General features: G+C 70.8%; 14 protein-coding genes. 8 read left to right on the top strand and 6 right to left on the bottom strand.

The features are described from left to right. Window positions 1–106: 106 nt before the first annotated feature. From AMK31_RS12710 to AMK31_RS12725, 4 genes are all read right to left on the bottom strand, one after another. A complete protein-coding gene (locus AMK31_RS12710; protein WP_073940553.1) occupies window positions 107–811 on the bottom strand; it encodes a CDP-alcohol phosphatidyltransferase family protein in 705 nt (234 codons plus the stop codon). Window positions 812–815: 4 nt separating this feature from the next. Next, entirely contained in the window at window positions 816–1,961 is a 1,146-nt protein-coding gene (locus AMK31_RS12715; protein ID WP_073940554.1) for a glycosyltransferase, read from the bottom strand. Next, complete coding sequence (locus tag AMK31_RS12720; protein ID WP_073940555.1) at window positions 1,958–2,545, bottom strand: putative colanic acid biosynthesis acetyltransferase; 588 nt, start codon at window positions 2,543–2,545, stop codon at window positions 1,958–1,960. The genes AMK31_RS12715 and AMK31_RS12720 overlap by 4 nt, the downstream gene beginning before the upstream one ends. 174 nt (window positions 2,546–2,719) lie before the next feature. Continuing rightward, window positions 2,720–4,045 carry a sugar transferase gene (locus AMK31_RS12725; RefSeq protein ID WP_073940556.1) on the bottom strand — a complete coding sequence of 442 codons (1,326 nt, stop codon included), beginning with the start codon at window positions 4,043–4,045 and terminating at the stop codon, window positions 2,720–2,722. A 569-nt stretch (window positions 4,046–4,614) separates the two neighbouring features. On the opposite strand from AMK31_RS12725, the gene AMK31_RS12730 reads away from it, so the two are divergent. The 7 genes from AMK31_RS12730 (at window position 4,615) to pqqE (ending at window position 9,602) form a co-directional block, all read left to right on the top strand. Further along, a complete protein-coding gene (locus AMK31_RS12730; RefSeq protein WP_073940557.1) occupies window positions 4,615–5,118 on the top strand; it encodes a hypothetical protein in 504 nt (167 codons plus the stop codon). 123 nt (window positions 5,119–5,241) lie between these two features. Further along, window positions 5,242–6,360 carry a PQQ-dependent sugar dehydrogenase gene (locus tag AMK31_RS12735; RefSeq protein ID WP_079186816.1) on the top strand — a complete coding sequence of 373 codons (1,119 nt, stop codon included), beginning with the start codon at window positions 5,242–5,244 and terminating at the stop codon, window positions 6,358–6,360. A gap of 28 nt (window positions 6,361–6,388) precedes the next feature. Further along, complete coding sequence (gene pqqA / locus AMK31_RS12740; protein ID WP_073940558.1) at window positions 6,389–6,526, top strand: pyrroloquinoline quinone precursor peptide PqqA; 138 nt, start codon at window positions 6,389–6,391, stop codon at window positions 6,524–6,526. Window positions 6,527–6,542: 16 nt separating this feature from the next. Next, window positions 6,543–7,445, top strand: coding sequence for a pyrroloquinoline quinone biosynthesis protein PqqB (gene pqqB / locus AMK31_RS12745; protein ID WP_073940559.1), 903 nt, complete (start codon window positions 6,543–6,545; stop codon window positions 7,443–7,445). After that, complete coding sequence (pqqC, locus tag AMK31_RS12750) at window positions 7,442–8,185, top strand: pyrroloquinoline-quinone synthase PqqC (protein WP_073940560.1); 744 nt, start codon at window positions 7,442–7,444, stop codon at window positions 8,183–8,185. The genes pqqB and pqqC overlap by 4 nt, the downstream gene beginning before the upstream one ends. Continuing rightward, window positions 8,182–8,454 (top strand): pyrroloquinoline quinone biosynthesis peptide chaperone PqqD, encoded by a 273-nt coding sequence (gene pqqD, locus AMK31_RS12755; protein WP_073940561.1) that lies wholly within the window; start codon window positions 8,182–8,184, stop codon window positions 8,452–8,454. Before pqqC ends, pqqD begins: the two co-directional genes overlap by 4 nt. After that, window positions 8,451–9,602, top strand: a complete 1,152-nt coding sequence (gene pqqE / locus AMK31_RS12760; protein WP_073940562.1) for a pyrroloquinoline quinone biosynthesis protein PqqE — start codon at window positions 8,451–8,453, stop codon at window positions 9,600–9,602. Before pqqD ends, pqqE begins: the two co-directional genes overlap by 4 nt. Here pqqE and AMK31_RS12765 read toward each other — a convergent pair. Continuing rightward, window positions 9,587–10,741 (bottom strand): acyltransferase family protein, encoded by a 1,155-nt coding sequence (locus AMK31_RS12765; protein ID WP_079186817.1) that lies wholly within the window; start codon window positions 10,739–10,741, stop codon window positions 9,587–9,589. The two genes, pqqE and AMK31_RS12765, sit on opposite strands and share 16 nt — an antisense overlap. Before the next feature lie 202 nt (window positions 10,742–10,943). Between AMK31_RS12765 and AMK31_RS12770 the strand changes: the two genes are divergently transcribed. Beyond that, window positions 10,944–11,327 carry a phage holin family protein gene (locus tag AMK31_RS12770; RefSeq protein ID WP_073940564.1) on the top strand — a complete coding sequence of 128 codons (384 nt, stop codon included), beginning with the start codon at window positions 10,944–10,946 and terminating at the stop codon, window positions 11,325–11,327. Between the two features lie 108 nt (window positions 11,328–11,435). On the opposite strand, the gene tuf is transcribed toward AMK31_RS12770, so the two are convergent. After that, entirely contained in the window at window positions 11,436–12,629 is a 1,194-nt protein-coding gene (tuf, locus tag AMK31_RS12775; RefSeq protein WP_073940565.1) for an elongation factor Tu, read from the bottom strand. Window positions 12,630–12,750: the final 121 nt, after the last annotated feature.

Here is a 12,750-nt window from a genome sequence, read left to right on the forward strand (position 1 = left end):
CGGGATCTGCCAGGCAGGTTAGTCACTGTTTGTCCGGTTTATTGCCAATTGGCGCGCGCCCTCGTGTCCCGTTGCGCACGATGCCCCCATCCGAGTGCCCGTCCCGTCACGACAGCTCCCGGAACCACTTGGCGAGAAACGCCGGCAGCATGACGACGTGCGCCGCGAGCAGGGTGACGTACAGCGCGAGGAAGAGCTCCTGGTTCCCCACGAACAGGAAGAGCAGGCACAGCAGGCCGTAGTCCACCGGTAGCAGTGCCATGCCGCGCAGCACCGAGGGCCGGTCCGCCGCGGCAGCCCGTGCCCCGGCGGACCGCCTCATCAGCTGCTCCACCAGAATGCCCGCGAAGAACAACACCACGGCCGCGAACTGAAAGACGAGCGGGGCCAGCAGCCACACAGGAGCCGGCAGGTCGAAGAAGCGGTGGAACGAGACCAGGACAGCCGCGTGGACGCCCAGCAGCTTCGCGCAGTCGACCACGTGGTCCACCCATTCACCGGCCACGCTGGCCGACCGGTGCAGCCGGGCCAGCTGGCCGTCCGCCGAGTCGAGCGCGAAGCCGAGCAGCAGGGCGAGGCAGACCCACTGGCCGAGCGCGTGCGAGGGCCGGCACAGGGCGATCGCCGCGATGGCCGTGAAGGTGACCAGGGCGCTGGCGGCGGTCACCTGGTTGGGCGACAGCCCGACACGGTGCGCCGCCGCCGCGAGCAGCCTGCCCGCCGGCCGGTTGACGAACCGTGCGTAACCGGGGACGCCCCGGCCGGGTTTCTGCACCTCTGAGAGCTGCCGCAGGGCACTGGAGAAGTCCATGCTCTCAACCTCGTGTCATCGCGGGCGGGCGGGCGCTGCACGACCGCCGGTAGATGTCCTCCAGCCGGTCCGTCACCGCGTGGACGGAGAACGCCTCCGCTACGGCGCGCCGTCCCGCCGCGGCGAGCGCGACCCGCTTGTCCTCGTCGGCCAGCAGGTCGCACACCGCGTCGGCCAGATCCCGGGGGCTGCCGTCGGTGACCACCGCCGCCCCCCGGCGAGCCAGCTCGTCGGCGATGCCGCAGGTGTCGGTGCACACCACGGGGGTGCCCGCGGAGAGCGCCTCGATCACGGTCATCCCGAACGGCTCGTCGACGCTGGGCAGCACGTAGACGGCCGCCCTCCCGTAGGCCCGTACCGCCTCCGCGTGCTCCAGCGCCCCGCCGTAGGAGACGACGCCCTGCAGCCCGTGGGCGACGATGAGCCGGCGCACCGCGGGCAGCACGCCCTCGTCCGCCCCGTACAGGGTGAACCGGACGTCGGGCACCCTCCGGTGCACCAGCGCGGCCATCTCGACGAACGCGTCCGGGCGCTTGCGCGGGTGGAGCCGGGCGAGGAAGAGCACCTCCCGCTCCCTCGGCCGCCTCGCACCGTCCCCCGCCCGCTCCGGCCGCACCCCGTTGGGCAGGGTCAGCAGCGGCGGACCGCCGGCGCCGATGACCTCGGCCACGTGCCGGCGCTCCTGCTCCGTGAGGACCAGGCAGCCGCGCGCCCGTCGCAGCAGAGGTACGTACAGACGGTCGAAGAGCCGGACGGCGGCGCCGCGCCGGGGCTGCACCATTCCGTGCGTCTGCGCGACGAACCCCCGGCGCCGCAACGCCGCCACGGCCAGCGCCGCGAGGGACACCAGGTCACGCCCCGCGTGGATGTGCACCACGTCGGCCCTGCCCATGGCACGCCACATGTCCCCGAGAAGCAGCGGGTGCATGAGCCCGGTGAACCGCCCCGGGAGCAGGGATCGCGCGGGGCGCGTCCGCAGCGGCACGGAGCCGACGCGGCGCGGCGCCAGGGACCTGCCCCGCCACAAGGACACCAAGGTGACGTCGTGGCCGCGCGCCGCGCACTCCTCCAACTGCCCGGCGGCCACGCTGGTGGGTCCGCCGTACGCCCCGTCGTCGCTGACCAGCGTCACCACGTGCACGATCCTCATACGGCGGCTCCGGAACCGATGACCTCGCCCCGGCCGACGTCGCGGCGGGCGACCGCCGAGGCGCCCACCACCGCACCGCGGCCGACGGTGACACCGCGCAGCACGACCGCACGCGCCGCCACCCAGGAGCCCGGCTCCAGGCGGATGGGCCCGTTGTCGAACTCGAAGGTGTGACTGTGGCGTTGGTGGCTGCCCGTGCACAGCAGCGCCTCCTGGGAGACGCACACGTCGCTGCCGATCGTGATCTGCTCCAGGTTCAGCAGCCAGGCGCCCTCGCCGATCCAGACGTCGTCACCGACACGCAGCCGCCACGGCCAGTGCACGCGGACCCCGTGACGGATGAGCACCCGCTGTCCGACCTGCGCGCCGAACGCCCGCAGCACCGAGGGCCGCCAGCGGGCCGGGAACCACCATTTGACGAAGACGAGATGGAGTACGGCGAACCAGGCCGCCTGGACGAGCAGCGGGCGCCCCTTGTCGTAGCCGGCTCCGGTGAAGCCCCGCAGGGAACGCCGCGCGACCGCCCGGTGCTCCGGCACGGCCGGGCGGATTCCGGTCTCTGGTGGCACTGCGGTCTCTGCCATGGCGATGGCCCTTCCCCGACTGGACGGTATGCCTATCGGCACAAGGTGCTATGAACCGGTGATCCGAGCCACCACATACCGGTGTGTCGCGGACAGACTCGACCGCACGGATCAGCGCCGCCCGATCGGCGGCGGGGCGGCTCCCGGTGGCGGGGCGGCTCCGATGGCGGGCGTTCAGTAGGCCCCGCGTCCGTCCAGCACGGCGCGGACCGTGCGGGCCATGACGGACATGTCCCATGTCCACGACCAGTTGTCGACGTAGCGCAGGTCGAGCGAGACGGTCTCGTGCCAGGACAGGTCGGACCGTCCGCTCACCTGCCACAGTCCCGTGAGGCCGGGCTTCACGCTCAGCCGGCGCATCTCCACCTGGTCGTACCGGGCGACTTCCTCGGGGAGCGGGGGCCGGGGCCCCACCAGGGACATGTGTCCGAGCAGGACGTTGACCAGCTGGGGAAGCTCGTCCAGCGAATAGCGGCGCAGGAAGCGGCCGACAGGGGTGGTACGCGGGTCCTGGCGGAGCTTGAACATGTGGCCGTCGTGCTCGTTCACCCCCTCCAGCTCACCCTTCATCCGGTCGGCCCCCACGACCATGGTCCGGAACTTCCACATGGAGAAGTGGGTGTTGTTCCGCCCCACTCGCGTCTGGCGGTAGATGACGGGGCCGGGCGAGGTGACGCGCACGGCGACCGCGAGGAGCGCGAACAGCGGAGCCAGCGCGACGAGCAGGAGAAGCGCGCCAACCTGATCCGTCACGGCCTTCAGGACCGTGGACAGGCCGCGCCGCGTCGGCGGTTTCACGTGCAGCAGGGTGAGCCCGGCCGCTGAGGTGAGCCGGACCCGGCGCCGGGTCACCTCGACGATGCCCGGCAGGACCATCAGCGGGCGGCCCCGGTCGTGCAACGACCAGGACAGCCGCCGCAGCCGGTCCCCGGACAGGTGTCCGCTCGCCGCCACGAAGACCATGTCGGCGCCGAGCACCTCGACCGCCTCGCCCACCGACGCGGCGTCGCCCTCGGGGCCGGCCGACGCGTCCGCCTCCAGCCGGGAACACACGCGTACGCCGGACAGCACCGGGCCCTCGCCGACCACACAGGCGCCGACCGCCACGTACCCGTGGTCGGTGCGCTCGGCGAGCCGCCCGACCACGGCGTCGACGGTCGCGGCCTCACCGACGACCAGCACCCGGCGCAGCGCCTGCGCGCGTCGGCGGACGGCGCGCAGATGGCGGTGGATCCCCTTGCGGAGGACGACGGTGACGAGCACCGAGGGACACAGTGCCGCGAGGACGGCGGCGGGCGCGCCACCGGCCCCCCAGGCGGCGCGCAGCACGACCCAGGCCCCGACGAGCACCAGCCAGTCCCGCACGACCGGCCCGACCGGGGCGCCCTCGTCCCAGGTCCACGGCGCGTACCGGCGCGCGGCGATGCCCACGAGCACCCAGAGGACGCCGATCACCACCGCCTGGTGCACGGGGCGGGGGTCCCCGAAGGCGAACAGCATGGCCGCCGCGGGGACAGCCGCCCCGGCGGCGTCGACAGCGACGGTGGCGGGCAGACACCGTCCAACCCCACTGCTGTTGAACGAAGTTGCCCTGGGCGGCGCCAGAGTCGCCGCCTGCCGTGATGCCGCGCTGATGGACTGCCGCATGGCTCTCCCTGGGACCCCGTGGAAGACGTAGGGCGCGGCTGCAACGGCACGGGCAGAGCAGCGCGCACGCCTGATGTGATCGTTATATCAACGTTCCACCCCTTACGCCCTATTTACATGCTGTATAGATGAGCGCGGCCACCGGCACGCAGGGCACCTCATCAGGGGCCGCGACCCCGCGACCGGCCCGTCGCCAAAGCGCCGCGACATGAGGGCAGTTCACCTTGTCAGCCGAATTGCGGCTCGTATGGCGTAAGGGCGAGATGTCGCGAGGTGTGTCAGCGATCGGATTATGCAAATGTTGCATCGCCCGGTGGCGGACAGAGGTTCCATTCTCGAATTGCCAATGGAAACGGCGCGAGTGTCCGCGGGGGCAAACCAAAAAACTAGGAGGAATACTCGTCATGCGAGTAGCTACCCGTATGTCGCGCTCGGCAGTGGCCGCGACGCGTCTTCTCGGCGTCGGCCTCACCACGGCCGTGGCCGTCGGTCTCGCCGCCGCCCCCGCCTCGGCCGCGCCGGACGTCCCCCCCATCTTCATCGAGGGCAACCCGGCGCTGACGTGCCCCGCCGGCGGCGAAGGCCTGAGGGTCCCCCCCACCGACGCGGAGTACGAGGTCGAGCTCGAGAACGGCGAGACCGGCGTGCTCAACGTCGACATCAGCGACGACGGCACCCTGCTCACCTTCAGCATCGACCTCGGTGGCGAGATCGCCGTCCGCAGCGTCACCGTCAAGGGCGGCCCCAACGCCAACCGCTACGTCTACGACGCGGCGAACGGCTTCCCGAACGGCACCACGGGCGACGACGACCTCGTGTCCCCGCTGAACCCGGGCGGCAACATCCCCGAGATCAGCCACATCGACTTCTGCTTCATCCCGAGCGACTACGACAACGGCAACGGTAACGGCGGCGGCACCGCCTGACGCGCCGCTGCGGTGAATGAGTGAGGGGGCCCGGAAAACCGGGCCCCCTCGCCATTTCCCCGAGCGCGAAACCGAATTTCGCGCGTATTCACCCAGCCAGAATCAGCGTAGAAGGGTGTCGACATGTCACATCCAGGCCGCCTCGCGCGGCAACCGGTCCGCGTGGGCCTGGCCTCACTCACCACTGCTGCCGCCCTCCTTGCCGTCAGCCTCACACAACCCGCTTCGGCGGCCATCCCGGGCGCACAGGCCGCCGCCGACGGCGGCGTACCGGCCTCCGTCACCAAGTTCTCCGGCGCGTGGCACTTGCCCTGGGCGATCTCGTTCCTGCCGGACGGGCAGTCCGCGCTGGTGACCGAGAAACACAGATCCCAGGTGTACCGGCTCGGCCGGGACGGCACCAGGAAACTGATCGGCACCGTGCCCCACTCGGTCATCGGTTCCAATCCGAGCGCCACCGGCGGGCTGCTCGGCGTGGCCCCGTCGCCGACCTGGAACGGCACGACGGACAAGCGCGTGTTCTTCATGCACACCACGGCCACGGACGCCCGCGTCGTCCGCATGGACTACGACGGCACGTCGCTGACCGGCTACACCACGGTCCTCGGCGGCATCCAGTGGAAGGGCAACCACACCGGAGGCAAGATCGCCTTCGGCCCCGACGGGTACCTCTACGTGACGACCGCCGACGCCTGGCAGCCGCAGCTGGCGCAGGACAAGAACTCCCTGAACGGGAAGATCCTTCGCATCACCAAGTCCGGCGCCGCCGCCCCCGGCAACCCGTTCGGCAACCGGGTCTACAGCTACGGGCACCGCAACGCGCAGGGCCTGGCCTGGGACCGCCAGGGCAGGCTGTGGTCGGTGGAGATCGGCCAGGACAAGTACGACGAACTGAACCTGATCAAGCCCGGCGCCAACTACGGCTGGCCCACCTGCGAGGGCACCTGCACCGCGGCGGGTATGACCAACCCCAAGCGCACCTGGACACCGGCGGAGGGCACACCCGCCCAACTCGCCGTCGTACGCAACGTTCTGTACATCTCGTCGCTGCGCGGCCAGCGGCTGTGGCGGGTCTCGATCACCGGGGACACCGAGCAGGTCGGCACGAAGGCCGCCTACTACGCCGGCGCGTACGGCCGGCTGCGCGCCATCGCCAAGGTCCCGGGCGCCGACCAACTGTGGGTCGGCACCAGCGACCGAGGAACCGACAAGGACAACATCCACCAAGTCACCATCAAGTGACCCCCATACCGAGAAGGGCACACGAGACATGAACGAGAGCACGCAGCAGACGCATCCGGCCGAGCAGCACCCCGCGCAGGAGACGAGGACCGCCTGGCAGACCCCTGAGTTCACCGAAGTCGACACCGCCCTCGAAGTGACCGCCTACTCCCTCAACTCCCGCTGACCGAAGAGCCGAAGCCATGCTGCTGCTGGTACTCGGCACCGCCGCCGGCGGCGGGATCCCCCAGTGGAACTGTGCGTGTCCCGGATGCTCCGGGGCACGCGCGCATCCACACCGCCGCCGCCGTCACGCCTCGCTCGCCGTCCGCGCGGGGGAAGGCCGCTGGTACGTCGTCAACGCCACCCCCGACCTCGGCGACCAGATCGAGGCCCACCCCGGACTGCACCCGGGCCCCGGCCCCCGGCAGACGCCGCTCGCCGGAATCGTCCTCACCGACGCCGAACTCGACCACACCCTCGGCATCCCCCGTCTGCGCGAGGCGGACGGCCTCCAGGTGCTCGCGACGGCCCCCGTCCGCCAGGCCCTCCTGGACCGCCTGCACCTCGGCGACGTACTCACGCCGTACACCTCCGTGACCTGGCGGGAGCTGCCCCGGCGCGGTGCCGAGCCGCTGGATACGGAGACGGCCGGGGGCCTGCGGATCACCGGCATCCCGGTGTCGGGCAAGCGCCCCCGGTACGCCGCCGACGCGCCCGGCGACGACGCCTGGGTGATCGCCCTGCGCCTGTACGACCCCGCCACCGGCGGCACCGCGCTCTACGCGCCGGCGCTCGCCGCCTGGCCGGACCACTTCCAGCGGGCCGCCGAGGAGGCCGACTGCGTCATCGTCGACGGCACCTTCTGGGACGACGAGGAGCCCCGCCGCACCGGCATCTCCTCGCGCACCGCCACCGGCATGGGCCATCCGCCCATCGAGGGGCCGGGCGGCACCGCCGAGCGCCTCGCGCACCTCTCCGCCCGCTGCCTCTACACGCACCTCAACAACACCAACCCCCTCGTCGACCCGGCGGCACCCCAGCACAAGCGGCTCGCCCGGCTGGGTCTCGAGGTGGCACACGACGGAATGGTGATCGAGCTGTGACCACGGCACTCGCCCCACGCCCCGAGCCCTCCGCCCCCGCCGAGCCCTGGACTCCCGCAGAGTTCGAGGCACGGCTGCGCGCGGTCACCCAGGAGCGGTACCACGACCGCCACCCCTTCAACCTCCGTATGCACAGCGGCGATCTCACCCCGGCCGAGCTGCGCCGCTGGATCGCCAACCGCTTCCACTACCAGCGCCACATCCCCGTCAAGGACGCGCTGATCACCGCCAAGCTGGACACTTCCGCGCTGCGCCGGATGTGGCTGCGCCGCATCGAGGACCACGACGGCCGGGAAGAGGGCGAGGGCGGCATCGAACGGTGGCTGCGGCTCGCCGAGGCGGCCGGCCTGGACCGCGAGACGCTGCTCCGCACGGACGACGTACTCCCCGGCGTACGACTCGCGGTCGACGGATACGTCAACTTCTGCCGGCACCGCCCGCCCCTCGAAGCCGTCGCCGCCTCGCTCACCGAACTCGCCGCCCCCGATCTGATGCGCACCCGCATCGACGCCTTCGAGCGCCACTACCGGTGGATCGAGGCCGACGGCCTCGCCTACTTCCGCACCCGGGTCGACCAGGGCCGGCGCGACAGCGGCGAGGCGCTCGGCCTCGTACTCGCCTGGGCCCGCACCCGGGACGGCCAGGAACGCGCCGTAGCCGCCCTGCGCTTCAAGTGCGAGGTCCTGTGGTCGCTGCTGGACGCGGTGGAGGCGGCGGGCAGCCGCGAGGAGAACCCGTGACCGAGGCGACCGGGAGCGGCTGGCGCCCCGTCCTCACCCCGGGCGCGCTGCGCCGCCACGACCCCGTCCGCGACGCCGTCCTGCTCCTCCTCCCCGAGCGCGTCGGCGTCCTGACCGGTCACGGCGGGGAGATCGTCGAGCTGTGCGACGGCACCCGGAGTGTGCGCGGGATCGTCGACACGCTGGCCGACCGGTTTCCCGGCGCCCCGGTCGGCACCGACGTACCCCCGTTCCTGGAGCGGCTGCGCGAGGAGGGCTGGCTCAGATGACCAGCATCGACCGGACGAGCCCCGCCGCGCCGACGGCCGTGCCCGCCCGCCCCTGGGCCCTGCTCGCCGAACTCACCCACGCCTGCCCCCTGCACTGCGGCTACTGCTCCAACCCGCTGGAGCTGACCCGGCGTTCGAGCGAGCTGAGCGCCGGGCAGTGGACGGACGTGCTGCGCCAGGCCGGCGAGCTCGGAGTCGTCCACACGCATCTCTCCGGCGGCGAGCCGCTGCTCCGCCCGGACCTGGAGCACATCGTCGCCGCCGCCGAGAGCGCCGGGATCTACACCCAGCTGGTCACCAGCGGTGTCGGCCTCGACGAAGCCCGGCTGGCCGCGCTCACCGAGGCCGGTCTGCGCAGTGTCCAGCTGTCCGTCCAGCACGCGGACCCGGACGCCTCGGACCGCATCGCCGTACGCCGGGGCTCCTTCGCGCAGAAGGAACGGGCCGCCCGGCTGGTACGGTCTGCCGGTCTCCCGCTCGGCCTCAACGTCGTCCTGCACCGCGAGAACCTGGACGCCGTCGACGCCGTCGTCGAGCTGGGGCTGGCCTGGGGTGTGGACCGGATCGAACTGGCCAACACCCAGTTCTACGGCTGGGGCCTGCTCAACCGGGACGCGCTGCTGCCCACGCGCGACCAGCTCGCCCGCGCGCGGGCCGCCGTGGAGCGGTGGCGGGAACGGCTGTCCGCCGCCTCCGGACCCGACCTGGTCTGGGTCGTCCCCGACTACTTCGACGGCGTCGCCAAGCCGTGCATGGGGGGTTGGGGCGCGGTCTCGCTCACCGTCTCCCCCGACGGCACCGTCCTGCCCTGCCCGGCCGCCGCCGCGCTGCCGGACCTCGACCCGCCGAACGTCCGTGACCACCCGCTGGCCTGGATCTGGGACCACTCCGAGGCGTTCACCCGCTATCGCGGCACCGACTGGATGGCCGACCCGTGCCGCGGCTGTTCCCGCCGCGACGAGGACTTCGGCGGCTGCCGCTGCCAGGCCTACGCCCTGACCGGAGACGCCTCCCGTACGGACCCCGCCTGCCAGCTCTCCCCCGACCACGGCCTGGTGCGGGCACTGACCGAGGACACCACCGGCGGTACGGCCGTCCCCTCCCCCGTGCCGATCAGACCGCGCAGACCCGCTCAGGCCGCCCGCTGAAACCCCCGCAACCGCGTGAACGACGCCTCCAGCCCCCGCTTCAGCACACGCGCCACCGGCCGTTCCACCAGCCGGTGCACCAGCCAGCTCAGCAGCAGGAACCCGGCGATCACGCAGACCACCAGCAGCCGCGCGTCCATCGTGTCCCGCAGACGGTTGATGACCGCCGTACCGGCGAGGTAGTGCGTCAGATACAGCGGATACGTCAGCGCGCCCGCCGTCACCAGCCACCGCCACCGGATCCGGTCCGTGAAGCCCAGCGCCACGGCGACCATGAACAGCAGGAACACGGTGTAGATCACCACCGCGCCGCGCCAGCTGCTGACCTGCTCGTACGCCACCCGCTCGCCCAGCTCCAGCTGGCCCATCAGCCAGGACATGGCGAGTATGCCCCAGAGCAGCAGGTCCTGGCCGAAGCGGTGCATCAGGTAGAGGGCGAGGCCGGCGATGAAGTACCAGGCGCCGCTCGGGTCGGCGGCCAGCACGAGGAGCGGGAACTCGGACACCGGCGCGAGCATGGCGGCCGCGCCCCAGACGCAGCAGAACACCACGACCCGCCGGTAGGTCAGGCCCATGGCGACGACGACCAGGAACAGCAGGTAGAAGCGCAGCTCGGACCAGAGGGTCCAGTAGACGAGGTCGACATTGGCAACCTCGGAGCCCTGCTGGAGCATCGTCAGGTTGAACAGCACCTCGCGCAGCGGGAGCCGCTCCCACACGCCCGGGAGGGCCACCAGGACAGCGGTGGTGAAGACGACCCCGAACCAGTACGCCGGGTACAGGCGGATCACCCGCGAGACGAAGAAGTCCTTCGGGGTGCGGCCCCAGCAGGACATGCAGATGACGAAGCCGCTGATGACGAAGAAGATCTCAACGCCGATCCAGCCGAACGACGCCACCCGGAACCAGCTCGGCATGATGTCGGACACCGGCCGGTCCCAGATCGCGTTGCCCGGCTGGTTCACCCGGTTCGTGCCCGCGTAGTGGTGCAGTACCACCAGCAGGGCGGCGATCAGGCGGATGCCGTCGAGGACGTACAGGCGGGGACGGGTCCGGCCGCCGGGTGCTGTGACCCGATTCCGCGCGGTCGTGGGCACCGTCCGTGCCGGCCGATCGTCGACGACTGCAACCCCGTGCATCAGAAAACCCCAGCAACCCTCGTGTCGTATGCCGACGGCTCACGCTACGACCGCACGATCCGCCCCCACGAGGACAGAAAGAACAATCCCCCCACACGGTCACGGAAGTTGACGGAACTCTTCCCAACCCGCCGCGGAAGGTTCGCTCAGGTTTCATCCCGGGGCCTTGTCAGCGGCGGCGGCGCCCCCTCATGATCCGGCCATGTACAAGCGAAGACGCCTTCTGGGCACCTATCTGGGAGTTGCCGCAGCCGCCGCGCTGCTCCCCGGCATCACCTCGATACTCGACAGCCCGCCATGGGAAGCGATCCTGGCCGGCGCCGTCTTCCTCATCGTCAACCAGCTGATCTACAGCTATCCCAGCGCCACCCGCAGCGCCCCGCCGGTCGCGCTGCTGCTCCTCGCCGCGTTCGGCGTCGTCCAGGACACGCTGCTGTGGCTGCTGGTCTCCTGGATCGGCTCCCAAATGGACTACGGCCTCCATGTGGACGGCTTCCTCACCGCCCTGCTCGGCGGCGTCATCGTCCGCGGGACCGTCCTGGCCCTGATGGCCCTGGGACCCCAGCCCGCGCCGGAAACCTCGTAACACCTCGCAGCCCATGACAAAGGGGCCCGTACGACCGAAGTCGTACGGGCCCCTTCAGGAGCTCGCGGCTGGAGCTACCGGGTCACAGGACCCTCAAGCAAGCGGGACTTACTTGACGATCTTGGTGACCTGGCCGGCGCCGACGGTCCGGCCACCCTCACGGATGGCGAACTTCAGGCCCTCCTCCATGGCGACGGGCTGGATCAGCTCGACGCGCATCTCGGTGTTGTCGCCCGGCATGACCATCTCGGTGCCCTCGGGGAGGTGCACGACGCCGGTCACGTCCGTGGTACGGAAGTAGAACTGCGGGCGGTAGTTGTTGAAGAACGGGGTGTGGCGGCCACCCTCGTCCTTCGACAGGATGTAGGCCTGGGCCTCGAACTCGGTGTGCGGGGTGACCGAACCCGGCTTGATGATGACCTGGCCGCGCTCGACGTCCTCGCGCTTGATGCCGCGGAGGAGCAGACCGACGTTCTCACCGGCCTGGCCCTCGTCGAGCAGCTTGCGGAACATCTCGATACCGGTGACCGTGGTGGTGGTCTTCTCGGTCTTGATGCCGATGATGTCGACGGTCTCGTTGACCTTCAGGACACCACGCTCGATACGGCCGGTGACGACCGTACCGCGACCGGTGATCGTGAAGACGTCCTCGATCGGCATGAGGAACGGCTTGTCGACGTCGCGCTCCGGCTGCGGGATCGACTCGTCGACAGCGCTCATCAGGCTGAGGACGGAGTCCACCCACTCCTTCTCGCCCTCGAGGGCCTTCAGAGCGGAGACCTTGACGACCGGAACGTCGTCGCCCGGGAACTCGTACTCGGAGAGGAGCTCACGGACCTCGAGCTCGACGAGCTCCAGGATCTCCTCGTCGTCCACCATGTCGGCCTTGTTCAGGGCGACGACGATGTACGGAACGCCGACCTGGCGGGCCAGGAGCACGTGCTCCTTGGTCTGCGGCATCGGGCCGTCGGTGGCGGCGACCACGAGGATGGCGCCGTCCATCTGCGCCGCACCCGTGATCATGTTCTTGATGTAGTCCGCGTGACCCGGGCAGTCGACGTGGGCGTAGTGACGCGCCTCGGTCTGGTACTCGACGTGCGCGATGGAGATGGTGATACCGCGCTGACGCTCTTCCGGCGCCTTGTCGATGTTGTCGAACGGGGTGGCCTCGTTCAGGTCCGGGTACGCGTCGTGCAGCACCTTGGTAATGGCGGCCGTGAGGGTCGTCTTACCGTGGTCGATGTGACCGATGGTGCCGATGTTGACGTGCGGCTTAGTCCGCTCGAACTTCGCCTTCGCCACTGGGGTCCTCCTGTGGAGTGGTTCTGTACGCCTTACTTCATCGGCGCCAGGTGATCTTTGCTGGATGGCCCGGATCCCGGGGGCAAACATCCGTGATTGCGGTTGTTTGCCCCACGAGGCT

This window comes from Streptomyces sp. TSRI0107 (assembly GCF_001905845.1).
Lineage (GTDB): Bacteria > Actinomycetota > Actinomycetes > Streptomycetales > Streptomycetaceae > Streptomyces.